Annotated in this window: 33 protein-coding genes, 2 tRNA genes and 1 pseudogene; 11 read left to right on the plus strand and 25 right to left on the minus strand. The window is 64.7% G+C overall.

Features of this window, described 5'->3' with window-relative positions:
• The first annotated feature begins 59 nt into the window (after positions 1-59).
• Complete coding sequence (locus tag XH87_RS20625) at positions 60-638, plus strand: RNA polymerase sigma factor (RefSeq protein WP_271588656.1); 579 nt, start codon at positions 60-62, stop codon at positions 636-638.
• Positions 639-653: 15 nt separating this feature from the next.
• The gene (locus XH87_RS20630) at positions 654-956 is read left to right on the plus strand and encodes a hypothetical protein (RefSeq protein ID WP_271588657.1); all 303 of its coding nucleotides are present in this window, start codon (positions 654-656) and stop codon (positions 954-956) included.
• A 19-nt stretch (positions 957-975) separates the two neighbouring features.
• Here the strand turns inward: XH87_RS20630 and XH87_RS20635 are convergent, their stop codons facing one another.
• Both XH87_RS20635 and XH87_RS20640 read right to left on the minus strand, forming a co-directional pair.
• Positions 976-1383, minus strand: a complete 408-nt coding sequence (locus tag XH87_RS20635; protein WP_271588658.1) for a DUF2177 family protein — start codon at positions 1381-1383, stop codon at positions 976-978.
• A 129-nt stretch (positions 1384-1512) separates the two neighbouring features.
• Positions 1513-2316 (minus strand): DUF1295 domain-containing protein, encoded by an 804-nt coding sequence (locus tag XH87_RS20640; protein ID WP_271588659.1) that lies wholly within the window; start codon positions 2314-2316, stop codon positions 1513-1515.
• 174 nt (positions 2317-2490) lie between these two features.
• On the opposite strand from XH87_RS20640, the gene XH87_RS20645 reads away from it, so the two are divergent.
• The 3 genes from XH87_RS20645 to XH87_RS20655 are packed head-to-tail and all read left to right on the plus strand — an operon-like array spanning position 2491 to position 5818.
• A complete protein-coding gene (locus tag XH87_RS20645; RefSeq protein ID WP_271588708.1) occupies positions 2491-3804 on the plus strand; it encodes an NAD(P)/FAD-dependent oxidoreductase in 1314 nt (437 codons plus the stop codon).
• Positions 3805-3808: 4 nt separating this feature from the next.
• The gene (locus XH87_RS20650; RefSeq protein WP_271588660.1) at positions 3809-4597 is read left to right on the plus strand and encodes a DUF1365 domain-containing protein; all 789 of its coding nucleotides are present in this window, start codon (positions 3809-3811) and stop codon (positions 4595-4597) included.
• A gap of 3 nt (positions 4598-4600) precedes the next feature.
• Entirely contained in the window at positions 4601-5818 is a 1218-nt protein-coding gene (locus tag XH87_RS20655; RefSeq protein WP_271588661.1) for an SAM-dependent methyltransferase, read from the plus strand.
• Positions 5819-5861: 43 nt separating this feature from the next.
• Here the strand turns inward: XH87_RS20655 and XH87_RS36615 are convergent.
• Positions 5862-6571: pseudogene (locus XH87_RS36615) on the minus strand (DUF2182 domain-containing protein).
• On the opposite strand from XH87_RS36615, the gene XH87_RS36620 reads away from it, so the two are divergent.
• On the plus strand, positions 6522-6674 hold the full coding sequence (locus tag XH87_RS36620; RefSeq protein ID WP_333909185.1) for a hypothetical protein: 153 nt from the start codon (positions 6522-6524) through the stop codon (positions 6672-6674). The pseudogene XH87_RS36615 and the gene XH87_RS36620 sit on opposite strands and share 50 nt — an antisense overlap.
• A 43-nt stretch (positions 6675-6717) precedes the next feature.
• Here XH87_RS36620 and XH87_RS36625 read toward each other — a convergent pair whose 3' ends face one another.
• Positions 6718-7677, minus strand: a complete 960-nt coding sequence (locus XH87_RS36625; RefSeq protein WP_333909186.1) for a DUF1326 domain-containing protein — start codon at positions 7675-7677, stop codon at positions 6718-6720.
• Positions 7678-7736: 59 nt separating this feature from the next.
• Between XH87_RS36625 and XH87_RS20670 the strand changes: the two genes are divergently transcribed.
• Complete coding sequence (locus XH87_RS20670; RefSeq protein WP_271588663.1) at positions 7737-8207, plus strand: aminoacyl-tRNA deacylase; 471 nt, start codon at positions 7737-7739, stop codon at positions 8205-8207.
• A gap of 110 nt (positions 8208-8317) precedes the next feature.
• Entirely contained in the window at positions 8318-8737 is a 420-nt protein-coding gene (locus XH87_RS20675) for a CBS domain-containing protein (protein ID WP_035706527.1), read from the plus strand.
• Between the two features lie 143 nt (positions 8738-8880).
• Here XH87_RS20675 and XH87_RS20680 read toward each other — a convergent pair.
• The 13 genes from XH87_RS20680 to XH87_RS20740 form a co-directional block, all read right to left on the minus strand.
• A tRNA-Phe gene (locus XH87_RS20680) sits at positions 8881-8956 on the minus strand.
• A gap of 185 nt (positions 8957-9141) precedes the next feature.
• A complete protein-coding gene (gene yacG, locus XH87_RS20685; protein ID WP_035706524.1) occupies positions 9142-9324 on the minus strand; it encodes a DNA gyrase inhibitor YacG in 183 nt (60 codons plus the stop codon).
• A gap of 154 nt (positions 9325-9478) precedes the next feature.
• Complete coding sequence (locus tag XH87_RS20690; protein WP_035706521.1) at positions 9479-10108, minus strand: Maf-like protein; 630 nt, start codon at positions 10106-10108, stop codon at positions 9479-9481.
• Positions 10109-10431: 323 nt separating this feature from the next.
• Complete coding sequence (locus tag XH87_RS20695; protein ID WP_158668839.1) at positions 10432-10899, minus strand: arsenate-mycothiol transferase ArsC; 468 nt, start codon at positions 10897-10899, stop codon at positions 10432-10434.
• Positions 10900-10971: 72 nt separating this feature from the next.
• On the minus strand, positions 10972-11469 hold the full coding sequence (locus XH87_RS20700) for a UPF0262 family protein (RefSeq protein WP_035706518.1): 498 nt from the start codon (positions 11467-11469) through the stop codon (positions 10972-10974).
• Positions 11466-12761 (minus strand): histidinol dehydrogenase, encoded by a 1296-nt coding sequence (gene hisD / locus XH87_RS20705; RefSeq protein WP_158668840.1) that lies wholly within the window; start codon positions 12759-12761, stop codon positions 11466-11468. The genes XH87_RS20700 and hisD overlap by 4 nt, the downstream gene beginning before the upstream one ends.
• A 153-nt stretch (positions 12762-12914) precedes the next feature.
• A complete protein-coding gene (locus XH87_RS20710; RefSeq protein ID WP_158668841.1) occupies positions 12915-13358 on the minus strand; it encodes a DUF2948 family protein in 444 nt (147 codons plus the stop codon).
• A gap of 82 nt (positions 13359-13440) precedes the next feature.
• The gene (locus tag XH87_RS20715) at positions 13441-14100 is read right to left on the minus strand and encodes an NAD-dependent epimerase/dehydratase family protein (RefSeq protein ID WP_271588664.1); all 660 of its coding nucleotides are present in this window, start codon (positions 14098-14100) and stop codon (positions 13441-13443) included.
• Between the two features lie 57 nt (positions 14101-14157).
• Positions 14158-14982: an alpha/beta fold hydrolase gene (locus XH87_RS20720; RefSeq protein WP_035706543.1), complete on the minus strand. Its 825-nt coding sequence runs from the start codon at positions 14980-14982 to the stop codon at positions 14158-14160.
• A 125-nt stretch (positions 14983-15107) separates the two neighbouring features.
• The gene (locus XH87_RS20725; protein WP_035706507.1) at positions 15108-15617 is read right to left on the minus strand and encodes a hypothetical protein; all 510 of its coding nucleotides are present in this window, start codon (positions 15615-15617) and stop codon (positions 15108-15110) included.
• A 190-nt stretch (positions 15618-15807) separates the two neighbouring features.
• The gene (locus tag XH87_RS20730) at positions 15808-16116 is read right to left on the minus strand and encodes an EthD family reductase (RefSeq protein WP_035706504.1); all 309 of its coding nucleotides are present in this window, start codon (positions 16114-16116) and stop codon (positions 15808-15810) included.
• A gap of 217 nt (positions 16117-16333) precedes the next feature.
• Complete coding sequence (locus XH87_RS20735; RefSeq protein ID WP_271588709.1) at positions 16334-18040, minus strand: FAD-dependent oxidoreductase; 1707 nt, start codon at positions 18038-18040, stop codon at positions 16334-16336.
• A 38-nt stretch (positions 18041-18078) separates the two neighbouring features.
• Positions 18079-18267 (minus strand): hypothetical protein, encoded by a 189-nt coding sequence (locus tag XH87_RS20740; RefSeq protein WP_271588665.1) that lies wholly within the window; start codon positions 18265-18267, stop codon positions 18079-18081.
• A gap of 317 nt (positions 18268-18584) precedes the next feature.
• On the opposite strand from XH87_RS20740, the gene XH87_RS20745 reads away from it, so the two are divergent.
• Both XH87_RS20745 and XH87_RS20750 read left to right on the plus strand, forming a co-directional pair.
• Positions 18585-18659, plus strand: a tRNA-Thr gene (locus tag XH87_RS20745).
• Between the two features lie 93 nt (positions 18660-18752).
• Complete coding sequence (locus XH87_RS20750; protein ID WP_271588666.1) at positions 18753-19103, plus strand: RidA family protein; 351 nt, start codon at positions 18753-18755, stop codon at positions 19101-19103.
• A gap of 1096 nt (positions 19104-20199) precedes the next feature.
• Here the strand turns inward: XH87_RS20750 and XH87_RS20755 are convergent.
• The 3 genes from XH87_RS20755 to XH87_RS20765 form a co-directional block, all read right to left on the minus strand.
• Positions 20200-20676 (minus strand): cyclic nucleotide-binding domain-containing protein, encoded by a 477-nt coding sequence (locus XH87_RS20755; protein WP_271588667.1) that lies wholly within the window; start codon positions 20674-20676, stop codon positions 20200-20202.
• A 128-nt stretch (positions 20677-20804) separates the two neighbouring features.
• Positions 20805-21434 (minus strand): ferric reductase-like transmembrane domain-containing protein, encoded by a 630-nt coding sequence (locus tag XH87_RS20760; protein ID WP_271588668.1) that lies wholly within the window; start codon positions 21432-21434, stop codon positions 20805-20807.
• 12 nt (positions 21435-21446) lie between these two features.
• On the minus strand, positions 21447-21950 hold the full coding sequence (locus XH87_RS20765; protein WP_035706487.1) for a twin-arginine translocation pathway signal: 504 nt from the start codon (positions 21948-21950) through the stop codon (positions 21447-21449).
• Between the two features lie 272 nt (positions 21951-22222).
• Between XH87_RS20765 and XH87_RS20770 the strand changes: the two genes are divergently transcribed.
• Positions 22223-23227: an LLM class flavin-dependent oxidoreductase gene (locus XH87_RS20770; RefSeq protein WP_271588669.1), complete on the plus strand. Its 1005-nt coding sequence runs from the start codon at positions 22223-22225 to the stop codon at positions 23225-23227.
• Between the two features lie 64 nt (positions 23228-23291).
• Here the strand turns inward: XH87_RS20770 and XH87_RS20775 are convergent, their stop codons facing one another.
• From XH87_RS20775 to XH87_RS20795, 5 genes are read right to left on the minus strand one after another with little or no spacing between them, the layout of a single operon-like run.
• Positions 23292-24167 carry an amidohydrolase family protein gene (locus XH87_RS20775; protein WP_271588670.1) on the minus strand — a complete coding sequence of 292 codons (876 nt, stop codon included), beginning with the start codon at positions 24165-24167 and terminating at the stop codon, positions 23292-23294.
• Positions 24168-24179: 12 nt separating this feature from the next.
• Positions 24180-24566 carry a RidA family protein gene (locus XH87_RS20780; protein ID WP_035706477.1) on the minus strand — a complete coding sequence of 129 codons (387 nt, stop codon included), beginning with the start codon at positions 24564-24566 and terminating at the stop codon, positions 24180-24182.
• 25 nt (positions 24567-24591) lie between these two features.
• Positions 24592-25395, minus strand: coding sequence for a 2-oxo-hept-4-ene-1,7-dioate hydratase (hpaH, locus tag XH87_RS20785; protein WP_271588671.1), 804 nt, complete (start codon positions 25393-25395; stop codon positions 24592-24594).
• Positions 25396-25398: 3 nt separating this feature from the next.
• A complete protein-coding gene (locus XH87_RS20790; RefSeq protein WP_271588672.1) occupies positions 25399-26259 on the minus strand; it encodes a fumarylacetoacetate hydrolase family protein in 861 nt (286 codons plus the stop codon).
• 54 nt (positions 26260-26313) lie between these two features.
• The gene (locus XH87_RS20795) at positions 26314-26931 is read right to left on the minus strand and encodes a flavin reductase family protein (RefSeq protein ID WP_271588673.1); all 618 of its coding nucleotides are present in this window, start codon (positions 26929-26931) and stop codon (positions 26314-26316) included.
• Between the last annotated feature and the right edge of the window lies 1 nt (position 26932).

Here is a 26932-nt window from a genome sequence, read left to right on the forward strand (position 1 = left end):
CCGGAGTGATCCAGACATGCGCCCGGAGCGTTTCGAAACAAACGCAAGGGAGACAGGACATGGCCGGTTCAAGCCTGGCGAGTCAGGTGCCGAGCGAGAGGCTGCCTGAACTCCTGGCACGCGTTTCCGCAGGCGAGACACGTGCCTTCGCAGAGCTCCACACGCTGACACGAGGCCGGCTACGCAGGATAGCGCTGGCCGTTGGAGCCTCACCTCACGACGTCGACGACATCCTCCAGGAGACCTTTCTGAAGATCTGGCGCAAGGCTGGTCGGTTCGATCCCGGACGCGCCCCGGCGATAGCCTGGATGTCCGCGATCGTCCGGAATGCCGCTATTGATCATCGGCGGACCAGAAGGCAGCCAACTTGCGAATTGAACGAAGCGCTCTTGGTTCCGGCGGGAGCCGGCGCGTCATCGATCGAGGATTTCGACTACGCCAGTGCCGAGCCGATCGCGCGCAGAGCATTGGCTCGTTTGCCGGAAGATCGCCGCAGGCTGGTGGCTCTCGCTTATATCGAAGGCGAGAGCCGCGCCAGCCTGTCACGACGCTTCGGTGTGCCGGTCGGCACCATCAAGACCTGGCTGCATCGAACCATCCTGGCGGTGCGCAAGGATTGCCTTGCGGCTGCGGCCTGACGCCGGAGAGCGCGCATGGCTGCAGAGATCATCGCGTTTCCGGAACCCGATCGCGGGAACCGGCTCGTCTCTTCGATCGCACGGCTCGAAGCGGTTCTGAGAGATGTCGAACGTGTCGGAGCCGACGATCCTGGAATAAGCCTCGATCGGCTGCTTGCTGCCATCGAGCGCATAAGCGATCAACTGGTCGATCTCGCCTGCCTCCTGCTCGACGAAGATGCGAAGCTGCAGGCTCAAAGCACATTCAGGTCCTTGTCCGACAAGATCGCGGAAACCAGAGACACGTTCGACCAGCTCGGAGGGCGAAGTTATACCTAGCTCGGCCTGCCACGCTTGCTCACGCTTGGTGTGCCAGCTTTCGAGCGACGAGAAATCCGATCCAGGCACTGACGCCGGCGAGAAACGATCCCCAGCAAACGTCCGCAAGTGTCAGCCCGGTCGACCAATTCCGAAGGGTCGCCTGATTGGTGAGATCATAGGTCGCATAGCTGAAGCAGCCGAGCATCAGGCCGGACGTGAAGGCGCGCAGCGCACTCCCGTCTTGCTGCGCGGGCAGCACCGCGAACCAGATCAAACCGATGGGATACAACAAGTAAAATGCCGCAGCGGCCGCCAGATTGGGCTCGCCGCGCAACATGTCGCCCAGCGCCGGCCGGTACAGCCTTTCAACCATGATCTTGAGCCAGACCATATCGATTGCAACAAAGGTCAAAGCCACCGAAAGATAGGTGAAGAGAAGATTCATGTCCGCGTTCCCGTCCGATGGCATCTGGCCGGCTTGTCGAACCCGGCACCGGATTAACGAACGGCGAGCCACGCCGGATCATATCCACGCACTCGCGCCCGCTTGCGTCCAGTCAACGGCCACCGGCCATCAATGCGCGTGTTTCGGCGGCCACGGAAAGAATGCATTGGTTCGTGCCTGATACTCCCGATAGCGGTCGCCGCGCGATTGCAGCATCTGCTCCTCGAGCGGGGGTATCCCCGTCACATGCACGAGTATCCAGTACATGATCGCCGGCGCCGCCAGGCTGGCCCACCCCCACGCATATCCGGGCGACAGCGCGATGACCGGGTAAGCCCACCACCCCAGCCATTCGAAGAAATAGTTCGGATGACGCGACCATCGCCAAAGGCCGGCATTGCAGACGAGCCCGGCGTTGGATGGGCAGAGCTTGAACCGGCGCAATTGCTGGTCCGCCAATGCTTCGGCAGCGACAGTCCCCAGAATGATGACAACTCCGGCATAGTCCTGCAGCCGCAATCCAGGCTCAGGGGCGTGGGCTGCGAGGAAGATGGCGAACGGCAGCGGCACCGAGACCAGCGCCTGCGATTGCAGGAACAGGAACATCCGGCGAGGGGCCGCCGTCCCCCACTGCCGCGCATAGTTCGCGTAGCGCGGATCGTCGATGCCCGCCGCGGCGCGGCGCGCAATGTGCGTTCCAAGTCGCACCGACCAAAGCAACGCGAGCCCTGCGACGAGCACTCGGCGTGCCGGCGTGCCAGCGTCGAGAGGCCACAGAGCGGCGACCGCGCCAGCGAGGCCGGTCGCGTAGGACCAGATTGCATCAACCCATCCGGAGTTTCCCGTACGCTGCTGAACGACCCAGGCCAGTCCCATCAGGAGACAAAGGGCCAGCGCAATACCGCCTATTGCCTGAACATGCACCAAAACCATGCCCTCACCAGAATTGCCCTCTCCTCGATACGTCGACTGCAGGGGCCGGTTTCGCGCTCGGCGACGGGTCGGCCGATGGTCCGCAAGGTGATCCGCGCCATCTCGCCGAACGTTTCCTTGCGCAGCGACCGTATCGAGCACCGTATTGACGGTATCCAGTGGGGGCGACAGAGAATGCGTTTGGCCGTGATCGGGACCGGAATTGCCGGCAATGCTGCCGCGTGGCTCCTGTCGAAACGCCATGCCGTGACGGTGTACGAGCGCGAACTGCGCCCGGGCGGACATAGCCATACCGTTCGCGTCGACTATGATGGCGAGGCCGTTGACGTCGATGTCGGCTTCATCGTGTTCAACGAGGCGAATTATCCGCAATTGACCGCGCTGTTCGCGCAGCTGGGCGTGAGGACCGTCGAGACTTGCATGAGCTTCGCCATGTCCGCCGATCATGGCCGGTTCGAATGGCGGGGTGGCGGCGAGACCTTTCTGCAGACTGTTTGCGGCCTGTTTGCACAACCGCGCAACCTCTCATCGCCATCCTATTTTCGCATGCTGACCGAGGTCCTGCGATTCAACAGGCAGAGCGCGGCTGACTTGCGCGCCGGCCGGCTGCAAAACCTGACGCTCGGCGAGTATCTGCGCAAGGAATCGTTCGGGCCGCGCCTGTTCTCCGATTATCTTGGACCGATGGGCGCGGCCATCTGGTCGTCCTCGTCGGCCGACATTCTGTCTTTCCCAGCGGAAAACTTCGTCGCCTTCTTCGACAACCACCGGCTCCTGCACCTGGACCGGCCGCGCTGGCGGACCGTGGAGGGTGGCAGCCGGCGCTATGTCGACAAGCTCACCGCTATGTTCAAGGACAACATTCGGCTAGGCTGTGCAGTGACGTCGATCCATCGAGCGGAGCATGGCGTGACGATCCGCGACAGTCATGGTGGTGCGGAGACTTACGATGCCGTCGTGATGGCCTGTCACAGCGATCAGGCCTTGGCGGCGCTGTCGGATGCCGACGCCCAGGAGCGCTCCGTTCTCGGCGCGATCAGATATGCCCCCAACACCGTCTATCTGCACCGCGATCGCAATCTCATGCCCAGGCGCCGCCAGGCATGGGCATCCTGGAACTTCCTGCAATGGCCGCGACAAACGCCCGTCCAGAACGACGTCGCGGTGACCTATTGGATGAATCGGCTGCAGGGCATAGACGACCGCAAGCCATTGTTCGTCAGTCTCAACCCTCCTTTCGAGCCGGCGGCCCATCTGACGTTTGGAAAATTCAGCTTCGCCCATCCGCAATACGACCTGGCAGCGTTCGCGGCGCAGCGTCGGCTCCCCGCAATTCAAGGGCGCCGCCGAACCTGGTTCTGCGGTGCCTGGACCGGCTACGGCTTTCACGAGGATGGCTTGCAGGCCGGCATCTCCGTTGCCGACGCGCTTGGCTGCGAGGTTCCGTGGCGGCAGCCGGACTCGTTCCTGGTCCAGGCAGCCGAGTAGCACGATGGCCCGCACGAAAACCGCCGAAGCGGAGAATGCGACAGCGCCGGCCGCGCTCTACTGGGGAAAAGTGATGCACGCGAGGTGGCGGCCCGTGCGACACCGGTTCACCTATCGCGTGATGAGCCTGTTGATCGACCTGGATCGTTTGAACGAAGCGGATCGCCAGTCCTGGCTATTCGGTATCAACCGAGCAGCCCCCTTCAGCTTCCACGAGTGCGATCACGGCGACGGCAAAGGCGGGCGCCTGAGCCAGTACGCCCGACGACTGGCGGCGGAGCGCGGCGTCGAGCTCTCGGGCGGTCGCATTCTCCTTCTCTGCTATCCCAGAGTCCTGGGCTACGTGTTCAACCCGCTTTCGGTCTATTTCTGTTACGACGCGTCCGGCGATCTCGCACTGTTGATCTACGAGGTCCGCAACACCTTCGGGGACATGCATTCCTACATCCTGCCCGTGCAGGATGCGCGGCCGGGCTGCACAATACGGCAGAGCCAGGCGAAGGAATTTTACGTTTCGCCTTTCATGGCGATGGAGACGCACTACCGCTTCAGCATTTCTCCACCGGAGCGAGACGTGATGGTCAGGATCGTGCAGACGAGCGAGCAGGGCGCGATGTTTGCGGCGGCGTTCCGCGGACGCCGCCACCCTCTGACCAGCCACTCGCTATTGGCGGCGATGTTCGGTCTGCCCTTCCTGACGTTCAAGGTGATCGCAGCCATCCACTGGGAAGCGATGCGGCTTTGGCTGAAGGGTGCTCCGTACGTGCCCCGTTTGAAACAACGCGAGATTTGAACCATGGACCTCGCAGCCACGCATCAAGCCGTTCAATTCGATGGTGTCCCATTCCTTGCCCGACTGGCTCTGCGCCTTGCATCGCAGCTCAGTTACGGCTCGGTTCACGTACGCCTTCCCGACCAGAGAACCGTCACGTTGCGCGGGCGGCTTCCGGGTCCGTCGGCCACCATCGAGCTCAACAACTACAGGTTCGCGCGCAGCCTCGTCGTGGGCGGCGACATCGGCATGGCCGAGGCTTACATTCGAGGCGATTGGAGCACGCCCGATCTCACCCAGCTTCTCTACGTGTTCTGTCTCAACGAAGAGCTGGTCGACAGTGCCTTTGCCGGGAACATGCTGGTCCGATTCTGCCGGCGGGTGCTTCATCGATTGCGCCGTAACACGAGACAGGGGTCGAGGCACAACATCCATTCGCATTACGATCTCGGAAACGAGTTCTTCGCTGCGTGGCTCGATTCAAGCATGACCTACTCGTCGGCTCTGTTTCCGGTCGAGACAGCCGACCTGCCCTCCGCCCAACAGCACAAATACGAACAACTGGCGAAAGTCATCGAATTGCGGCCCGGTCAGAGCGTGCTCGAGATCGGATGCGGTTGGGGCGGCTTCGCCGAGTTCGCCGCCAAGACTTACGGCGCCAGCGTGGTGGCACTCACCATCAGCAAGGAACAGCACGAATTTGCCCGTCGACGAATCCACGAAGCCGGGCTCGCCGAGAAGGTCGAGGTCCGGTTGCAGGATTATCGCGACCAGGAAGGTCATTTCGATCGCATCGCCTCCATCGAGATGATCGAGGCCGTCGGCGAGCAATTCTGGCCAGCCTACTTCGACCAGTTGAACCGGCGGCTCAAGCCCGGCGGTCTGGCAGGCATCCAGGCCATCACGGTCCGCGACGAGCTCTTTGACAGCTATCGGCAGCGTGTGGACTTCATCCAGAGATACATCTTTCCGGGAGGGATGCTCCCCTCGACAAACATCCTGCGCTCGCTCGGCGAACGCTTCGAGGTGCCTGTCATTCGCGAGCGCGTGTTCGGGCAGGACTACGCAAGGACGATAGCGCTCTGGCGAGAGAACTTCGGCCGGGCCTGGAGCGACCTGACCTCGCTCGGGTTCGACGAGCCCTTCCGCCGGCTGTGGGAATACTATTTGTGCTACTGCGAGGCAGGATTCAGGGCCGGAAAGATCGACGTCCGGCAGCTGGTTTTTGCACGCCGGAGCTGACGCGGTTCAGGGACCGCGGCCCCCGCCAGCAGCGCGCAGTATATCAACGCACGATCCGGAGAAAGTGCGCAGCGGTTTTCCGAAAGGATATCCTCAAACAAGCATCCAAAGCGCGATGACGAATTATCCCAGTCTCATCGCGCTTCGGCAGCGCTGGCGGTGTCGGGCCTGACACCGCGCGCGCAAGAACGATCGCGCCGGACAGGATGAGGATCCCGCCTGCTGCATAGCTCAATCTCCGGCCGAACGGCAGCAGCTTCTCGGCGGGGACATAGAGCACGAGCCCGACAATCGAGACCAGGTTCATCACGCCGCCGACAAACAGCACGACCATCAGAAACCAGCAGCAGCCGACGCAGTAGCTGCCGTGGCGCAGCCCCATGCGGAATGCCCCGCGCGTGCCGGGCCGCCAATGCCGGCTGAGAAACAGCAGCGGGCTCTCGCAGTAACGCAGGCAGTCGTGCTTGAGCGGCGTGAACTGGTAGAGCCCCGCGGCAAGCAAGATGACGCCGCCCAGAACCGCGCTGGTGCTTGCCATCGCCATCGACAAGAGGCCGAGGCGTTCGAGCCCCATTGGGCCAGGACTGCAGCGAGACTGAAGCCGGCCCACGTCACGAGGTACCCGGCGAGAAAAATCCAGGCATCGATTGCCGCACGGGATGCATCCTCATGCTTGTGCCTGATCGTCGTATAAAGGAGGACGGTGGGCCCCGCGCTCGGCACCATCATCGCGATCATCATCACCCACCACATCGCGAACAGCAGCGCGGCGGAGCGCAGCGTCCACGGCATCGGGGCCATGTCCGGCATCTCGGCCATCATGTCGGTGTCCATGCCGGCGCCGCCCGCGAGATAGGTCCAGGCGAGCGCCGCGACGACGGCGGTCCCGATCGCGACGATCAAGCGATCGCGGTAGAGCAGGTGTTCCAGTATCGCACGCCCGTACATAGGTTCATCCGCAAGCGCCGTGACGAATCCGGGAGCCGGACCTTCATCCTTCGCGACGCGCGCATCGCGCCCGCCGGAGGATCACGAGCCGACACCGAAGGTGCGGCCCCGGCGGCAGCGCCGCATCGCGCCGCAACGCCCTCGGGAGTCTGCACGACATTGGCGAGCGAGCTGTGCGTGCCCTGAGTCTCGAATGGGATGGCACCGGTCGAGCGGAGGTTGGCGGACGCGACCTCGGCAGCCCTGTGCTCGAAGCCCTCGGGCATGACCACTTGAATTCGATGTGGGGCACCGATGGGCTGCATCTTGCCGTTGCCTTGATGCAGCGCGCCGGGGAAATCCACCACGACCGCAAAACAAAGGCCATCGAGCTTAACGCCTTCAAAAGGCCCTCTCGAGATCCGATCAGAGGGCCGGCATCGCAAGCAAGTATGGTGGCGAGCTGCCGTTTGCCGTCGCAGGATCATATCAGCCGCAGCCGGGCTCGTATAACGAACGAGGGTAGTGGCCCGGCGGCAGCTGCATCTCGGGGATGTCCGACGTCGTGGAAATTGCGCGCCGGCCGGGATCAAATTGCGATCTCCTATATGATTGAGATATATACATAATTCAGCCACCGACGAACTGCCGCCCAGCCATCGCCGCAGCAACCGTCGAACGCTTTCCAAAAGGGGGGATTGGCCTTGTCGATCGTCATCGCACCCCTGCCCGAAAAGTCCGCGCAGCGGGCGACGTGCATGGATGGCGCTGCCGTAGCGCCAGTGCAGAGGCGCCAGGAACCGGGCTCCCGATCCTTGTCTTGACGCGTTTTCTTCACGCGAACCGGTGCTCCACTTAGCTGGAAAACGCTCTGATTGCGGCATCCGAGGGCGAGGCCTATGCTGCGGCCCGGCAATCACGCGGCCGCCCATCGTGCGGCGGGGGCAGCCTCACGGTGGATGGCTCGCACACCCATCCGAAAGGCTACGCCATGACCATTGCCCCCACATTGCACCGATATCTGGCTGCGGAGAATATCGAGTACGCCGAGATCCCGCACGCTCTCACCATGTCGTCCGCGCGGACGGCGCAAGCCTGCCACGTCTCGGGCGATCACCTCGCCAAGGCCGTCGTGCTGCGGCATGACGGCGGCTATATGCTCGCGGTCGTGCCGGCATCGCACCATCTCAACCTGCCGGACTTGAAGGAGAGGCTCGGCGGGGATCTCGTGATGGCCAACGAGACCGAGATCAACCGGCTGTTCGCGGACTGCGCGCACGGAGCCGTTCCGGCGGTCGGCCGGTGCTACGGGCTCGATCTCGTCGTCGACGACAGCATCCGCGCCCAGCCTCAGGTCTATATCGAAGCCGGCGATCACGAGACGCTGCTTCAGCTCACCCATGCGCAGTTCGCGCGCCTGACGGCCAGTGCACCGCATGGACGCTTCAGTGCGCACGACTGACGCGGCATGAAGGCGAGATGTTCCCGGGCACGCCTCCGGCGCGCGTGCGATCGCGCCCGGTTCGTTGTATAGTCACGACACGGGGGCTGCGTTCGCAACGGAGATCCTCCATGAAGGTCAAGGACGTGATGCACAAGGGCGTCGATTGGGTCAGCCCCAACACCCCGATCACCGAACTCGCGAAGTTGATGCAAGGGCGCGACATCGGCTGCATTCCGATCGGCGAAGACGACCATTTGATCGGGATGGTGACTGATCGCGACATCGTCTGCAAAGGGCTCGCGCGCAAGGACTTCAACGCGACGGGCATGACAGCGCGGGACGTGATGACCGAAGGCATCCATTGCTGCCGGGAAGATGACGATCTGGCGAAAGCCGTGCATCACATGGAGATGCTGAAGATCCGCAGGCTGCCTGTCATCAACAGGAGCAAGCGGATGGTCGGCATGATCAGCCTGGGCGATGTCGGTCGATCCGCCACCGCCGATCTGCTGACCCAGTGCGTCAAGGGCGTGTCGGCCCATCATTGAGGCGATGTCGGATCGTTCGCAGACCCCCGCGGCCCGCGGAGTCCTCTCGGGCGTGCCGTCGCTCGCTTCGCCGCACGCGGCGGCCATCTCCGCTCGGGGCAAGCGGCAGTCGGCTCAAGTCAAACCTGGGTGCTGAGGCGAGATGGTGCCCAGGGGCGGAATCGAACCACCGACACTGCGATTTTCAGTCGCATGCTCTACCAACTGAGCTACCTGGGCGTGCTCCAAGAGAGGGGCCAAAGCCCATCGAGCGGGCGGTTTATAGTGGGCTCCGGGCTGCCTGTCCACCCGGCTTCGCCAGGATGCTCGCCGGCCAGGGCCCGGCTGTGCACAAGGCGGACCGGCCCTGCCAAGACTGCCGCGGGATGAAGCCTGCATCCAACCATCCAATTGGAATTACTTGATTATTCGACGTCATCGACTTCGTCGTCGCGACCGGGGATGACGTAGGAGCCTTTCAGCCAGCGGTTCAGATCGACGTCGCGGCAGCGCGAAGAGCAGAACGGACGGGTGGCTTCCGATTGCGGCTTGCCGCAGATCGGGCAGGTTTTGAGCGGGCCGGCGGGCTTTTTGACCTGGTCGTCCATGAGGTGCGCAGCTCAAGTGGGGTGAGGAAGTTCAAGCGCCTGTCGGCAAACGGGTTCCCGAAGCAACGGTACATGGGCCGCGGCCCGGATCCGGCCGGGCCATTCTACTGCGCATGGGGTTATTTTCGAGATTCTTGTCAGCCAGCCGTCGCGCTCACACCGCGGTGGTGTTGAGCCAGCCGAAGCGGATCGGAAAACCCTCGCCGCCGAGCAGGGTCGTGGTCTCATAGAGCGGCAGGCCGACGACGTTGGTGTAGGACCCGACCATCTTGACCACGAAGGAGCCGGCGATGCCTTGCACGGCATAGCCGCCGGCTTTGCCGCGCCATTCGCCGGAGCCGATATAGGCCTGGATGTCGTCCTCCGAGAGGCGCTTGAAGCGCACCCGGGTCTCGACCAGGCGCTGACGGAAGGCTTCGCGCGGCGTGACGAGGCAGATCGCGGTGTAGACGCGATGGTTGCGGCCCGACAGCAGCCGCAGGCATTGCGCGGCTTCATCGACCAGATTGGCCTTGGGCAGGATGCGGCGACCGACCGCCACCACGGTGTCGGCGGAGAGGATGAAGGCGCCGCGCAGCTCGTCGTCGAGCTGCACCGATTTCAGCGCCGCATCGGCTTTGGCGCGGGCGAGGCGATTGGCGCAGGCGCGCGGCAGCTCACCCCGCTTCGGCGTCTCGTCGACATCGGCCGGCCGGAGCGCATCCGGCTCGATGCCGGCCTGGTTGAGCAGCGACAGGCGGCGCGGCGAACCGGAGGCAAGTACGAATTTGGGGCGGCCGAGCATCAGGTGATTTGCGGGATGAAGCAGGGGGTGAATTGCGCGCGGAACCTATCGGAAGGGGGCTGATTTCACAACCGGGAACCGGAGGTCTGGTGATTCGAGCTTTCCGACATGCCTGTGCCTGCGCTCTGTGACGTCGGTGTTACGGGAGGTCTTCGCCTCTCCCCGCTTGCGGGGAGAGGCCGAAATTCAAGCGTGCTTGAATTCCGGGTGAGGGGGACTCTCCGCGATTCTCGCTATCACCGTCGTTGCCGAGACTCCCCCTCACACCGACCCTCTCTCCCCGCAAGCGGGGCGAGGGATAAAGAGCCGTCCGGGGCACGAGATCATCCCGATGCCGCGCCCGCCTTGGCGAAGCGCCGGCGGATGCGCATCAAGAGCTGATCGCAGACCTCGCGATAGGCGGAGAGCTTCTGGTCGCGGCTGCCTTCGATGGTGGTGGGATCCTGCGTCGGCCAGTATTCGACCTCGGCCGCGAGTGTCCGCGTCAGCTCCAGCGCCTTGTGATGCGCCTCGGGCGAGAGCGTGATGATGAGGTCGAAATTCAGCCCCTCCCAGTCCTCCAGCTCCTCGAAGGTCTGCGGCTTGTGGGCCGAGATGTCCTGGCCGAGCTCGGCCATCACGGACACTGCGAATGGATCGAGCTCGCCCTTCCTGGTGCCGGCCGACTTCACGTAGAGGCCCTGCGGAAACATGTGCAGCAGCAGGCTCTCGGCCATCGGCGAGCGCACGCTGTTCATCGCACAGGCGAACAGCACCGATTGCGGATCGCGTGCGCGTGGCGGACCCGCCATCGCGGTCAGGCCCTTCTGATAGGGGGCATGGCCTCGTCGGAAAACCGCTGCACACTTTTCGGGATCATGCGCCTAACCCTTCCAGTGCAGGACGGTGATGAGCGTGAACAGGCGGCGCGAGGTCTCGAAGTCGACCCGCACCTTGCCCTTCAGCCGCTCTTGAAGCGTGCGCGATCCCTCGTCATGGATGCCGCGGCGACCCATGTCGATGGCCTCGATCTTGTCGGGGGTCGCGGTGCGGATCGCCTGGTAGTAGCTGTCGCAGATCATGAAATAGTCCTTCACGATCCGCCGGAACGGCGTCAGCGACAACAGATGCGCGACGACAGGCGTGCCATCCTCGCGGCGGATGTCGAACATCAACCGGTTGCCGGTGATGCCGATATGCAGCGTGAACGGGCCCTTCCCCTCCGCACCCTCGGGCGCGAACAAATTCTGCTCGATCAGATCGTAGATCGCGATCGCCCGCTCATGCTCGATGTCCGGCCCGGAACGGCCGATCGAGTCCTCGTCGAGCGAGACACCGACGATGCGGTTGGTCGAGTCGTCCTGTTCGGGCGGCTTTGTCATGACAGATTGAGGCGCAATCCAATCGAACGCGAATGGGCGTCCAGCCCCTCCGCCTTGCCGAGCGTCATCGCGGCCGGACCCAGCGCACGCAATTGATCGGGTCCGCATTTCAGGATCGAGGTGCGCTTCATGAAGTCATGCACCGACAGCCCCGAGGAAAATCGCGCCGAACGCGCCGTCGGCAGCACGTGATTGGAGCCGCCGACGTAATCGCCGATCGCCTCGGGCGTATGGGGTCCGAGGAACACCGCGCCGGCGTTGCGGATCTTTGCGGCGAGCGCGTCGGGATCGCTCGTCATGATCTCGAGATGCTCGGCGGCGATGGCGTCCGCAAGCGGGATCGCGTCGGCAAGAGTCCTCACCATGATGATGGCGCCGAAGTCGGCCCAGGAGCTGCCTGCGATCGCGGCGCGCGGCAGCGTCTTCAACTGCGCTTCGACCGCCTTTTCGACGTCGGCGGCAAGGCGTGCCGAGTCCGTGATCAGGATCGACTGCGCGCTCGCGTCGTGCTCGGCCTGCGCCAGCAGGTCGGCGGCGATCCAGTCGGCGTTGCCGGTATCGTCGGCAATGACGAGCACCTCCGAGGGGCCGGCGATCATGTCGATACCGACCTTGCCGAACACCAGCCGCTTCGCGGCGGCGACATAGGCGTTGCCGGGGCCGACGATCTTTGCCACCGGCGCGATCGTCGCGGTGCCGTGCGCGAGCGCGGCGACGGCCTGCGCGCCGCCGACACGGTAGATCTCGGTGACGCCACCGAGATGCGCGGCGGCCAGCACCAGCGGATTGAGCTTGCCGTCCGGCGAAGGCACCACCATCACGAGGCGCGAAACGCCGGCGACCCTCGCGGGCACGGCGTTCATCAGCACCGATGACGGATAGGCGGCGGTGCCGCCGGGCACGTAGAGGCCGGCGGATTCGATCGCGGTATAGCGCCAGCCGAGCTCGACGCCGAGCGGGTCGGTGAAGCGCTCGTCCCTGGGAAGCTGACGGCGGTGATAGGTCTCGATGCGGTCCCGCGCGAGCTCAAGCGCATCCAGCGTCGCGGCATCGCAGGCTTTCACGGCGGCCTCGATCTCGGCGGCGGAGACGCGCAGGCCCGATGCATCCAGACTCAAGCGGTCGAACTTCGCCGTGGCCTCGAGCAGGGCGGCATCGCCACGCCTGGCCACATCGTCGACGATCGCGCGCGCGGCGGCTTCGACATCGGCCGACACCTCGCGCTTGGCGGCGAGGAAGGCGGCGAATCGCTGGTCAAAATCGGCGCTGCTGCGGTCGAGGCGAACGGGCATGTTTCGCTTGGCTTCTGGCTGGTCTGGAGGGGCGGATCGGCGCACCAGGTCCCCTGCTCAATGGCGCGGCGGCCACCCGCCGTCAACCCTTGCCAGGTGTCGTCCCGGCGGACGCCTGGACGACACAGGTTTGCTGGGCGCTGGTATACCGCCTCATTCCTCGATACCCGGCCCCATTCCCAGCGCGTCGGCCCCGAGATCGGTCAGCTCGCATTCCAGGCACTCGACGTCGAGGCGGATGGCGCCGCCCTGGGCGAACAAAAGCAGGGCGCTGCCGCCGGGCTCCTCATGGCGGCCGTCCTGGGGGTGAAATTCAATGCCGACGAGGTCCAGCACCTTGTCGGGCGCGGCGAGGTCGATGTTGCGCGACTTGCAGGCGAGCACACGGTCGAAACGGAGCGCGGCGACCAGCCGGCGTGGCGCGGCCTCGCCCTCCAGCGTCTGCTCCCAGTCCAGCCGGCTCATGCCAACCACAAGCCGCTTCTCGCCCTGCCGCCAGATGATGTCGGAGGTCTGGACCCGGGCGTCCTGGACATGGGTCGAGATCACGGCGAGGTCGTCGGCATCGAGCGCGATCAGTTTGAGCTGGGGCGACATCGCCGACGCTTCTCCTTCGGAGCGGACAGGGCTCAACGCGCGCGGGCCCCGAAATTTCCGCACAAATTAACGGGCCGGCAGGTTAGAGGCCATTGATATCCTCGATCTCCAGCACCTGGCGCGGATATCCCTCCCGGGCGACGCGGATCATGGCGCGGCCGATCTGCTCGGTCGAGGTCACGAGCCGCGGCGAAATCCTGCGCAGCACCGACCACAGCGGTCCGCTCACGGCATAGATGGCCTGCACCCAGGCGGTCTTGGACCGGGCGCCGTGCAGGGGCTGGATCGCGCCGGGCCGGAACATGTAGGCGGCCCTGAACGGCAGCTTGAAGAGATCGTTCTCGGTCTTGCCCTTGATCCGCGCCCACATCCGCGATCCCTGCTCGGTCGAATCGGTCCCGGCGCCGGTGACATAGATGAAAACCATCTGCGGATTGAGCCGCGCCAGCGTCGTCGCGGCCGCGAGCGTGAGATCATAGGTGAGGTGGCGGTAGCGTTCCTCGCTCATGCCGATCGAGGAGACGCCGAGGCAGAAAAAGCAGGCATCGTAGCCGGTGAGTTGGGCTTCGATCGCGAAATAATCCGTGAAATCGGTGTGAATGATCTCGACGAGCCTGGCGTTGCCCACGCCGGTCGGGCTGCGGCCGACCACGAGCACACGATCGATGGCGGGGTCGATCAGGCATTCGCGCAAGACGCCCTGGCCCACCATGCCGGTCGCGCCGAAGATGATGACCTGCATCGGGACGTCCCCCAACGGGCTCGCAGCGCTAGCCGCGAGCCCGATCTCCCCGAAGCCTCACTCCCTGAAAAACGCCAGGAGGTCGGCGTTGATGGTCTCGGCATGCGTGGTCGGCATGCCGTGCGGAAACCCCTTGTAGGTCTTCAGGGTGCCCTTCTTCAGAAGCTTGGCCGACAGCGGCGCGGAATCGGCGTAAGGCACGATCTGGTCGTCGTCGCCGTGCATCACCAGCACCGGCACGTTGATCTTCTTGAGGTCCTCGGTGAAATCGGTTTGCGAGAATGCGACGATGCCGTCGTAATGCGCCTTCGCGCCGCCCATCATGCCCTGGCGCCACCAGTTCTGGATCACCGCTTCCGACGGCTTTGCGCCGGGGCGGTTGTAGCCATAGAACGGCCCGGCGGGGAGGTCGCGATAGAATTGCGTGCGGCTGGCGGCGAGTTGCTTCTGGAGATCGTCGAACACGCTCTTCGGCAGCCCGCCGGGATTGGCCGGCGTCTGCACCATCAGCGGCGGCACCGCCGAGAGGATCGCGGCTTTCGCCACCCGGCTCTCGCCATGGCGCGCGATGTAGTGCACGACTTCGCCGCCGCCGGTGGAATGGCCGACATGGATGGCGTTCTTGAGGTCGAGATGCGCGGTGAGCGCGGCGAGATCGTCGGCATAATGATCCATGTCGTGGCCGTCGGCGACCTGCGCCGAGCGGCCGTGGCCGCGGCGATCATGGGCGACGACACGGTAGCCGCGCGTGACGAAGTACAGCATCTGCGCGTCCCAGTCGTCGGACGACAGCGGCCAGCCATGGCTGAACACGATCGGCTGGCCCGCGCCCCAATCCTTGTAGAAGATCTCGACGCCGTCTTTGGTGGTGATGGTGGGCATGAACAGCTCCTTCAGCGGGAATCAATCCGGGGCTCGCAAAACGCGAGCCGGCGATGCGGAGATGGTTGCGCGATGGTCTGAAGTCGATGCTCTCGCGCCAACCTGTGGCGATGAGAATCGTGTGATCAAGCAAACGCCATCGGCCTGAAGCGGCGCCAGGCGCCGATCGTCAGCACGACGAAGAACACCAGCACGATGCCCTGCACCACGGCGAACACAGGCCCGGACGGCGGCGCCGGGGGCACGGCCGGTGCGAGCGCGGCAAGCGCCGGCACCTTCAGGAACGACTGGATCACCAGCACGAAGACGTTGAAATACAGCGAGATCATCGCGGTCACGATATAGACCGGACGCCATACGCCGGAGAGCTTCATGCCGTACAGCGCGATGCAGGCGATGGCGAGCAGCACCAGCGAGATGATGCCGATGATGTGCGAGGGCAGCAACTCCTTGAACGGAAACAGGAAACCGGTGGCGCTGGTGAGGATCGTGGTCAGCAGGAAGATCGCGGTGAGGGCGGGCATCGGCTTCGAGCCGAGCAGGCCGAACATCACGACGAGGCCGGCGACGATGGCGATCAGGCTGATGATGACATGGATCAGCGTAAAGGCGGGCAGACTCAACCCAAGGACCATGACATCTCTCCTACTCTCCGCATTGAGATGATGAGAGTAGTATTACGGTCCTCATGGGATTGCCACCCGTGTTGGCGTCGCATGCAAGTGCACGGCCATGCGTCATCGTGCGAATCGAAAAACGCATGGCTGATTTTTTTGCGCCGCTGTCGCGAAGGACGGCAGTTTCGACGAAAGTTGAATCGATCCTTCACACGTCCTTGGTGTCGAAGATCAAGAGGTCGGCACCGCCGCTGGCGAATTTCGGCACGTCGGCGCCGGTCGCCTTGCCTTCCGGACTGGCGAATGCCGCCTGAATGTCGGCCACGCTGTCGAAGGTGAGGATGGCGACGAGATGGATTCCGGAAGGACCTGCGGGAGATGCGACCGGCCCCTTGCTGACTGCGTATTTCTTCAGGCCGGGAAGTTTCTTGGCGAGCGGGATGTGCGTCTCGGCATAGTACTTGTCAAAGGCGGCGGCATCCTTGGGTGTTTTGTACAGCACGACGATTTCAGCCATCTAGTCCTCCCGTGAAAAATTTGTTGTGTTTGGATCCTCATGGTGAGGAGCGTGCGAAGCACGCGTCTCGAACCATGAAAGGCCCGGGTCGTCGTTCCGGGCCTTCATCCTTCGAGACGCGCGCTCGGGCGCGCTCCTCAGGATGAGGAGATAGTCTGCATCAAGCAGCATGATGGCAAGCCACTTTCGGCTTGCCATTCCCTTGTCTTCTCCTTGCCTAAAGCGCCGGTTTTGCGGCGTCGCCGAGATAGCCGTGCAGGGAGGCCACGACCTGGGCGCCCTCGCCGATGGCGCCGCCGACGCGCTTGACCGAGCCGGAGCGGACGTCGCCGACGGCGTAGACGCCGGGCACGGAGGTTTCCAGCGGCGCCACGAGCTTGCCCTGGTTCTGCTCGGACTGCGCACCCGTCACGACGAAGCCGCCGCGGTCGAGCGTCACGCCGCAGCCGTCGAGCCAGGAGGTGGCGGGATCGGCGCCGACGAACAGGAAGAGATTGCGGATGTCGGCGAAATCCTCGTCGTCCGACAGCCGGCTCTTCCAGCGGATGCGCCGCAGCAGCGAGGCCTCGTCGCCCTCGAGCGCGGTGATCTCGGTGTTGAACATCAATTCGATGTTCGGCGTCGCTTCGATGCGCTCGATGAGATAGCGCGACATGCTGGCGCCCAAGCCGCCGCCGCGGATGATCATCAGCACGCGTCTGGCGTGGCCCGACAGGAACACGGCGGCCTGCCCCGCCGAATTGCCGGCGCCGACCAGGGCCACCTCCTCGCCGGCGCAGAGCCGCGCCTCGACCGGCGAGGCCCAGTACCAGACGCCGCGTCCCTCGAACTTGTCGAGGTTCTCGATCTGCGGGCGGCGATAGCGCGCGCCGCTGGCGACCACGACCGAACGCGAGCGCAAGGGATCGCCGCCCTCGAGCGTCACCGAAAATGCACCGTCCTTGCGCGTGCAGTCGAGCGACTTCACGGTCACCGGAATCATGATGTCGGCGCCGAATTTCTGCGCCTGGGTGAAGGCGCGCGCGGTCAAAGCCTGGCCCGAGATGCCGGTCGGAAAGCCCAGATAGTTCTCGATGCGCGCGCTGGCGCCGGCCTGGCCGCCGAAGGCGCGGATGTCGAGCACAGCGACGGACAATCCTTCGGACGCGGCGTACACCGCGGTGGCAAGCCCCGCCGGTCCGCAGCCGACCACCGCGACGTCGTAGATGCGGTCGCCCTTCGCGCCGCCGATCATGCCGATGGCGCGCGCGAGCTCGGTCTCATCGGGGTTGCGCAACACCGCGCCGCTTGCGGCGACGACCAGCGGCCAGTCGTCGGGCTTCGGCGAATAACGCGCGATCAATTCGGCGGCGTCACGATCGCGGTCGGGATCGAGCAGATGATGCGGCTGGCCGTTGCGGGTGAGAAAGCCCTGCAACCGCACCACGCCGGCGGAGTTCGACGGCCCGATCAGCACGGGACCGCCGACGCCGCCCTGGATCAGATTGACCCGGCGCAGGATCAGCGCCCGCATGATGCGCTCGCCGAGTTCGGCCTCGGCGACCAGCAGCGCGCGCAGCCGGTCCGGGGGCAGCAGCAGCGTCTCGACATCGCCCACGGCGCGGCCGTCGACCAGCGCCGGCTGGCCGGAGAGCTGGCTGAGCTCGGCCAGAAACTGGCCCGGCCCCTGGTCGATCACCGGGGTGACGTGACCGAGCCCGTCGCGCTGGGTGATGGCGACATGGCCCTCCAGCACGACGAACATGCCGGGCCCGGGCTTGCCGGTCTCGAACAGCAACTCGCCATCCGCGTAGGTGCGGATTTCGCCGAAGTGCCGGATGTGTTCGATCTCGGCGGGTGTCAGCGCCGGAAAGGTCTGCTCGGGGCGCGTGAACCGCGACATCTGCTCGTCACGGTCGGTTCGTTGCGTTTCGTCCTGCCCCATTGCCACTGCATGACTCCAAAAATTCTGGCCGCCAGTCTTCAACTGCCGGTCTTGCCGGCGGTCCCCTCATCTAGGGAACCATCTTCGTTCTGCGAGGGGCCGGCCGTTGCGGCGCGTTCGCGGGCTTGCAGCTTCCGCCGCTTCAGGTTCTCGCGCAGCGCCGATTTCAGGCGGTCGTCGCGGGACGCCCTCGCCTGGCTCGCGCTCTTGTCGGTCTCGTCAGCCATCCTGGATCCATCACAGCAACCGGCAGCAGGATGCCACCGAACTGTGGCAGCTCAAGAGGCCGGCGCGATCCGATCGTGCGAAACGCGAAATGGATCGAATCCGGCGCCCGGAGCAACTGGCCAGTTGGCCGGGGATATCGGAGCACGAATTGGCTGAAAGTCGGTCGTTTCAAGCCAAAATGCGGGTTTTGACCCCAATATCGGCCCGATTTTCTCGTTTCGACGGAGCCTGCAAGCTTGCACAGGAGGGGGGCTTGTGGCAGATATCGGCCCGCTTGGTAGGCCCCTCCGGGCGAGCCGATTCTTCACCAGCACATGCTGCCGTAGCTCAGTGGTAGAGCACTCCATTGGTAATGGAGAGGTCGACAGTTCAATCCTGTCTGGCAGCACCAGCTTCCCCCATCGAAGCGAGCCTTGTTGAAACAAGCCTTTTGAAACGAGCCTTGCGCCTGGCCAGCGAGCCCGCAACTTCCACGGATGCCATCGTGATCAAACGTTCCCTGCCCTATGAAGGACTGCTCCACGAGATCGTCGAGCATAACGGCGTGCTCTATCTCGGCGGCATCGTTCCCGAGGATGCGGGGCTCGACATGGCAGGCCAGGCCGACGATGTGCTTCGACAGTTGAAGACCCTGCTCGATGGGGCCGGCTCCGATCTCTCCTGCGTCCTGCAGGTGACCATCTTCATGACCGATCTCGCCGACAAGGCGGCGTTCAACCAGGTGTGGAAGCGCTATTTCACCGCAGACCATCTGCCGGCGCGTGCCGCCATCGGCGTCGCGGATCTCGGCCCGGGCGTCAGGCTGGAGCTGACGGCGATCGCCGCCCGCCGCTGATTCAGGCGACACCGGCGAGGCGAGACCACCTGGTCATTCCCGTGTTCACACATGAAGCAGCGTTCTCGCGGCGCGAAGCGTCCGAGTTTTGCTCGTTTCCTTGACCCTCTTCTGTGAAGAGGGCGCAGGGAAGGCCGGATGCCGGCCGGGCACCCGCGGTCCACTGTGCGAAGGTTGCGCTACAAGAAGCTGCACAGCGGCATACAGGTGAGGCCGAACAACCGGCCTTCCCTGCGCGATGGTTTGACGGCTTATGCCTGCTCTCCCCGGAGCCGAGTTCCCTCTGGCCTCCGTCGCCTCGCGAATTGGCGATGCCTCGCGACCCGGTCGGGCCTCAAGACATCTCCGCAAGGCCTGACCGTAGCAACGACGGTCAGGACCACACGGTTTTGCCGTACGCAGCTGGCCCGGCTCCGCCCGAGGGCTTCACCGGACTTGAGCGCCGTTCGTCCGCACGCGGTCGGGACCTCACGAGGTTCATCTCGCCCTGGTCCCATCTTCGCGTGCCCGACGCCGCCACGTCCACCGCCCCCCTGCCCACGTTTCGTTACGACGTACGATCGCCCCTCTCCGGGGGCCGGGATGGAGAGAGAATGCCGTATTTCCGAATTTCGGTAAAGTGGAATATTTTCGCGACAGGGGGTTGACGGTTTTGCGGGGGATGAGGTGTTTTGCCCGACGGATCAAAAATCGCTGCGACCGATATCCGCCTACGGTGGTGCTCTTCGCAAAGATGCAGTCACGCTGTCCTTTTGACCCTCAAATTGATGGTGATAATGTCGTAACCTGCGGTCCGTCCGGGAGAACGCCATGGAATGGTTTGACCGGCTGTTTGGAAGGACGTCGTCGCCTCCGACCCGGCTCTTTGCGAGATTCAGGCGGGCGTCGAGGGCACCGACTGATTCCGACCTTCTGAAAATCGCCAAGGACCGAAAAGGGCATATTTCGCGAAGAGCCGTGCGAGACGAATATAACCGGCTCGTCTTGGAGAAGTACGCGCACGATAAGTCGTGATTTCCAAGACCTATCGAGCCTTCCTCGGTGGCGAAACATGATGGTGCCGGTTTCGCAACGGCTCTACACGTCCTGCACATCATCAATCGTCGCCACCTGCCCGCCGCGTTGCAAACCGCTCGTCCGCCCGGCGCAGCCGCCGGCAGAGCTCGCGATTGATATTCTGCAGGACGATCACATAGGCGTGGATATCGGCCTTGTAGCAGGCGTAGAGCTTCTGGGCTGTCAGCTCGTACAGTTCGGTCGGGCTTTCCGCGACCACCGTGGCGGAGCGGTTCTGCATTTCGATCAGCGTCATCTCGCCGAAGAAATCACCGGGCTCGAGACGAGAAATGGCGATGACGCTGCCCGAACTCGTCCGTTTGTTCACCGCGAGCCGGCCGGATTTGACGATGAACATCGAGCGTCCCGGCTCTCCCTCCGTCACCACGGCTGCTCCGGCATCGAAGCGGCGCTCGCCCAGCATCGACATCAGGAGGTCGAGGCTCGGCCCCGGGAGACCGCCGAAGAACGGTGTGGCGAGCAGGAACGCTTTCAGATCGGGAGCGCTGGCGGCCATCGCACAAAGATACGCCCCCTCGCATTTCGCGGCAAGCAGAGCGCACCGGCGCTGGCGCCGCCCAATGAATGAGGCTCGGTGCGTTCGAACAAGGAGGTCTGCGACGCGCGGTCGGTTCCGCGCGCGGTCTACTGCCGCGCAACACTCTCGCCGCGCGACGTCCGCCGTCTCCAGAGGTCAACCATGATCCTCGCAGCCGCCGCGAGGACAGCTGCGCAAAGCGCCGCCTTCGAGATCGTCTCCATCGTCCCCTCGATCAGCAGGCAATGCACTACGCTGCCTGCGACGATGACGATCGCGAGGGGGATATGGACGATGCGCCAGGTTCGCAGCCGCAATCCCAACCGCCGGCGCAGGGCCGCCAGAAGCGCGACGATGAAGATCGCCCACATCGCGGTCACGCCGAAGGGCGAGAACGGCGTCGGCGATGCGTAGGTCAGGGCATCGATCATGTCTGGCGGGCTGGTGAACCAGAGGCCGGCGACGTGGATCACCACCGCCACCGCCAGCGCGCCGCCGATCCAGTGATGGGCGCGCCGTCCGCGATAGGCCGACAGGCCCGGCAGATATCCGCCGATCAGCAGGGGCTGCACCAGCACGAGACCGAGCGCGATGATCCCGGCGAAGCCGGCGAGGATATAGACCGGGCCGCGCCATGCGAGTTGCTCGCTTGCCGCAGCGGCGGCGATCGGGACGCCAATGGCCAGGGCAAGGGCGGCCCAGATCAGTATCGCCCGGGCCGATCTCCATCCCTTCATTTGCAGGTCGGCTCAGACCGGCTGCAGCACGAAGTGCGCCTCGAGGCTGGTTTCCTTGGCGCTCCGCATCACCGGCCGCAGGAAGACGGTCTTGAACTCGCCACTGTCATAGGCGAGATGGCCATGCGGCTGGCCGAAGATCGGAATGATCTGCGGCATCTCGAGCCGGAACTTGCCGTCCTTGTCGGTGAGCGTGGCGCCATGGCTCTGCGGTTCGTGCTCCTGCCCTTCGACCGTGTGCGCCCAGATCTGGATGCGCTGCCCGGCGAGCGGCGCGCCGTCGCCGGCGCGGCGCACCGTGCCGCTCATCCAGAAGCCGCCCTTGCCGATCCGCTCCACGATCGCCGCGCCCTTGCGGTAATTGTTCGCCCCGCCGGACATCGTTTCGGTCGGCGCGAGGCCTGCCGCGCGGGCGGGCAACAGCAAACCGGAAACGCCTGATGTCAAAACGCCGGTTGCGAGGACGGACCCGCCAGCGGCGAGCAGGCTACGGCGGTTGAGTACGACCCTGGTCATGTCAGTTCCTCCTGACAACCGTGCAGTTGCCCGGCAAGCTACAACACCAAGCGCAAAACGCCCAGTTCAGACGAAGGGCGCCATAGGTCGCAATAACAGTGTTGTGAACCGGGGCGCGGGCCGCTCGATTAGCTCAAAGGACACGTGCGCCATCGATATCCAAATCGCGTGGCAGGTCCGTGCAGCATTCCCGCCTTTGTCCTCCTATTCCCGCCTTTGTCCTCCTATATGTGAGGCCTCGCGCCCTTTGCGCCCCTCACGGGTACCCTCACATGATCCCCTTCTCCATCCTCGACCTCGCACCCATCCGCCAGGGCGGCGACGCGTCGCAGGCATTCCGCAACTCGCTCGACCTCGCCCAGCATGCCGAACGTTGGGGCTACAAGCGGTTCTGGCTCGCCGAGCATCACAACATGACGGGGATCGCGAGCGCGGCGACGTCGGTGGTGATCGGCCACATCGCGGGCGGGACCAGGACGATCCGCGTCGGCTCCGGCGGGATCATGCTGCCGAACCATTCGCCGCTGGTCATCGCCGAGCAGTTCGGCACGCTGGAGTCGCTCTATCCCGGACGCATCGATCTCGGGCTCGGCCGCGCGCCGGGCACCGACCAGTTCACGGCGCGGGCGCTGCGGCGCGATCTCGCCACCAGTTCCGAGAATTTTCCGCATGATGTGCTGGAATTGCAGGCGCTGCTCGGCGATTTGCAGCCGAACCAGGCGATCCGCGCCGTGCCCGGCATCGGGACCAAGGTGCCGCTCTGGATCCTGGGATCGAGCACCTTTGGCGCGCAGCTTGCGGCGATGCTCGGCCTGCCCTTTGCGTTCGCCTCGCATTTCGCGCCGCAGATGATGATGCCGGCGCTGCGCGAATATCGCGCGCGCTTCGAGCCCTCGGCGCAGCTCGACAAGCCCTATGCGATGGTCGGCGTCAACGTGTTCGCGGCCGACAGCGAAAGCGAGGCGCAGCGCATGTTCTCATCGCTGCAGCAGCAGTTCATCAATCTGCGCCGCGGCACGCCGGGGCCGCTGCCGCCGCCGACTGGCGACATGGACGCGCTGTGGTCGCCGGCGGAGAAGGCCATGGTCGGCCAGTCGCTGTCATGCTCCGCGGTCGGCTCGCCCGACGTGGTCGAAGCGAAGCTGAAGGCGCTGATCGCCGAGACCGGCGCGGACGAATTGATGACGACGGGGCAGATCTACGACCACGCCGCGCGGCTGCGATCGTTCGAGATCGCCGCCGAGGTGCGCGATCGGCTGGCGGAGCAGCCGATCTGAACGCGGTGCGCGACGATCCGATCAAGCCTGGCTGCCGCAACAACGAAGGTGGGCTTAGAACCTTCTAATCCGCAAAGCCGAACAGCTTGGCCGGATTGTGCACCAGGATCTTCTCCAGCTCCGCCTCGTCAGGCGCATAGCGGTACATCAGCTCGAGCAGGTCGGCATCGTTCGGCGGCTGCTTCACCGAGACCGGGTGCGGCCAGTCGCTGGCCCAGACGCAGCGGTCGGGCGCCGCCTCGATATAGGCGCGCGCGATCGGGATCACGTCGTCGTAGGGAGCCCCGATCTTGGAGGTCTTCTCGCCGAGCGACAGCATCACCCAAAAATTGCCCTTCTCGAGCAGCTCCAGCATCTTGCGCAGGTTCGGATCGGCCCTGCCGGCCTCGGGATCGGGGCGCGCCATGTGATCGATCAGCACGGGGACGTCGAGATCTTCGTATTTGGCGACGCTCGACATGATGCCGTCCTTCTCGGGCTGGATCTTGGCGTACCAGCCGAGCTCGCGGATGCGGGCGATGGCGCGGGCGAAGTCGGCGTCCGACAGCACGGCGCCGAGCTCCTGGCGGAAGCTGAAGCGCGCGCCGCGCACGCCGGCATCATGCAGCCTGGCGAGGTAAGAGTCGCTCGCCTCGGCGAACACCAGCGCGTTGGCGCAGCCGCGATAGTTCGGCCCCATCTCTTTGAGCCCGTCGAGCACGACGGCATGATCGGCGCCATAGGTCGTGGTCTGCACGATGATGCCGCGCTCGATGCCGAGCGCCTTGTGCATGCGCAGCGCCGCTTCCCAGGTCGCGGTCGGCATCCGATAGGCGGCGCCGGGGCGCTCCGGATATTTGTCGATGGGCCCCAGCACGTGAAACTGGCTGTCGACGGTCTTCGGCGGCGGCGCCTTGATCGGGCGGCGCGGGTTGGGATCGAACGGCAGATAGGTCGGCATGCGCAAAGCTCCTCAGTCGATCACGGCGGTGAAGTCGCACTGCACCAGCGCGCCGCCATCCATGTTGTCCATCGGCAGCGCATGGCGCGCCGGGCGCGAATGCTCGTCCGGAAACATCTTGAGCCATTCGACATTGACGGGGCCGCGGTTGCCGCGGTCCTTCAGCCACACCGTCATCTTGATGATGTCGTCGGTGGTGCCGCCGGCGGCCTCCACCGTCGCCTTCATGTGCGCGAACATGTTGGCGCACTGGGCGTCGAGGCTCTCGGGCATCGCGTTGGTCGCGGGATCGCGGCCGAGGATGACGCCCGACATCACGAGGTTGCCGATGCGGCAGGCGTTCGGAATCGGATTGACGTGCTTGAAGCCGCCGATGTGGATGCTCTTGCGCCGTGTCATGGTGCGCTCCCTGATGCTTGTTGGTTCAGACGAACTGGCACGACACCGAGCCGAACGTGCCATAGTCGGCATGAAAGGTGTCGCCGCGGCGGATGTCGACGGGACGCGTGAACGATCCCGCCAGCACCACCTCGCCGGCGGCGAGATATTCGTCGTGCGGCGCAAGGCGGTTGGCGAGCCAGGCGATGCCGTTGGCGGGATGATTGAGCACGCCGGCGGCAAGCCCGGTCTCCTCGACCTCGCCGTTGCGGAACAGCAGCGCGCCGATCCAGCGCAGATCGGCATCCATCGGACGGAACGGCCGGCCGCCGAGCACCAGCGCGGCGTTGGCGGCGTTGTCGGAGATCGTATCCATCACCTTGCGCGTCTTTCCCGTCTCCGGATCGACGCGGTGCATGCGCGTCTCCAGAATCTCCAGCGCGGGCGTGACGTAGTCGGTGGCGTTGAGCACGTCGAAGATGGTGCAATCGGGCCCGCGCACCGGCGCCTTCAGCACGAAGGCGAGTTCGACCTCGATCCGCGGCGCGTGGAAGCGGTCGAACGGAACAGGCGTGGCGTCGGCATAGAACATGTCGGCGAACAGCACGCCGTAATCCGGCTCGGAGATGCCGACCGCGTTCTGCATCGCCTTCGAGGTCAGGCCGATCTTGTGCCCCCTGATGACGCGGCCGCGGCCGAGCTGGAGTTTCGTCCAGGCGCGCTGAACGGCGTAGGCGTCCTCGATGCTGATATCCGGATACTCCTTTGTGAACATCGGAATCAGCGATTTCGTGCGCTCGGCCTCGTCGAGCCGCGCGGCAAGCCGTTCGATCGTCGCACTATCCAGCATGATCTATTGCTCCGCGGCGACGGAGTTGCACAGCACGCCGATGCGGCTCGACTCGACCTCGACGACGTCGCCGACTTTCAGCCAGCGCGGCGGGTCGAAGCGCGCGCCCGCCCCGGTCGGCGTGCCCGTCACGATCATGTCGCCGGGCTTCAGCGTGGCGAAAGTGGAGAGATAGGAGATCAGGAAGTCGAACGGGAACATCAGCCGCTCGGTCGTATCCTGCTGCCGCACCTCGCCGTTGACGCGCGTGACGATGTCGTGCGGCCCGCGCGGATCGAGCTCGTCCGCCGTGACGATCCACGGACCGATGCTGCCGGAGCGATCGAAATTCTTGCCTTGCGTGACGTTGAACTTGCCGTGGCGCAGCCAGTCGCGAACCGTGCCCTCGTTGCACAGCGTCATGCCGAAGATATGCGACCACGCTTTCTCGCGCGGAATGTGGCGGCCGCCTTGCCCGATCACGATGACGAGCTCGCCCTCGTAGTCGAGCTGGTCCGATACGCCAGGCTTCTCGATGGGCTGGCCGGAGCCCGTCATCGACGATATGCTGCGCACGAACAGGCTCGGATATTTGGGCAGATCCGAATTGTCCTTGTATTCGGCATTGCGCTCGGCGTAGTTGACGCCGATGCACCAGAGCTTCTCCGGCGCCAGCACCGGCGGCAGCAGGACGAGCTTTTCCAGCGCGTAGTCGGGCTTCTGCCCGGCCGCCGCTTCCTGGGCATCGGCGAGCGCATTGGCTGCGATCAGCGCCTTCACATCCGAGAAGTCGCGGCCGATCCGCCTGGTCAGATCGACCACACCGCCTTCGACGGCAGCACCATAGCGCGGCTCTCCGTCCACGAGATAGCTCAGGAGTCGCATTGTCGTTTTCTCCAATGATGTTGAGAGGCCTCGCCCGCGCGAGCGGCCACTCGCTCAGTCGGTCGATTTGAGAGTCTGAAACACGGTCTTCAGCGTCACGATCTCGCCGAGGCGGGCGTAGCGCGGCCCGCCGATGCGGGCGATCGGGTCGAGCGCCGTGGTCTCGACCTTGCCGTCGTTCACGAGGCCGTCGCGCAGATGAAACATCACGACCTCGCCGACGATGAGCCGGCTGCGCGCCTCGCCGAATTCGAGGCATTGCCGAAAGCGGCATTCCATCGCGACCGGCGCGGCCGCGAGCCGTCGCACCTTGATGAGGTCGCAGGGCAGCGTCTCCAGCCCGAGATGCTCGACCTCGCTGATTTCAGGCGGATGCTCGACGGATGAGTCGTGCACCGCGGACATCAGAGGTGCGTCGGCGATATGGATCACGTATTCCTCGGTATCGAGGATGTTGTGTGCCGTGTCCTTGTAATCGGCGCCCTTGCGGCCGACGCTGATGGCGAGCATCGGCGGCTTCTGAGAGACGAAGGTGAAGGCGCTGAACGGAGCGAGGTTGAGCACGCCGCCACGTGACAGGCTCGTGACCCACGCGATCGGGCGCGGCACCACGATGCCGGTCATCAGGCGGTAGATGCGCTCGGCGCCGAGCTCGGTGGGATCGATCCGCATG

The sequence above is a fragment of the Bradyrhizobium sp. CCBAU 53415 genome (genome assembly GCF_028128735.1).
GTDB lineage: Bacteria > Pseudomonadota > Alphaproteobacteria > Rhizobiales > Xanthobacteraceae > Bradyrhizobium.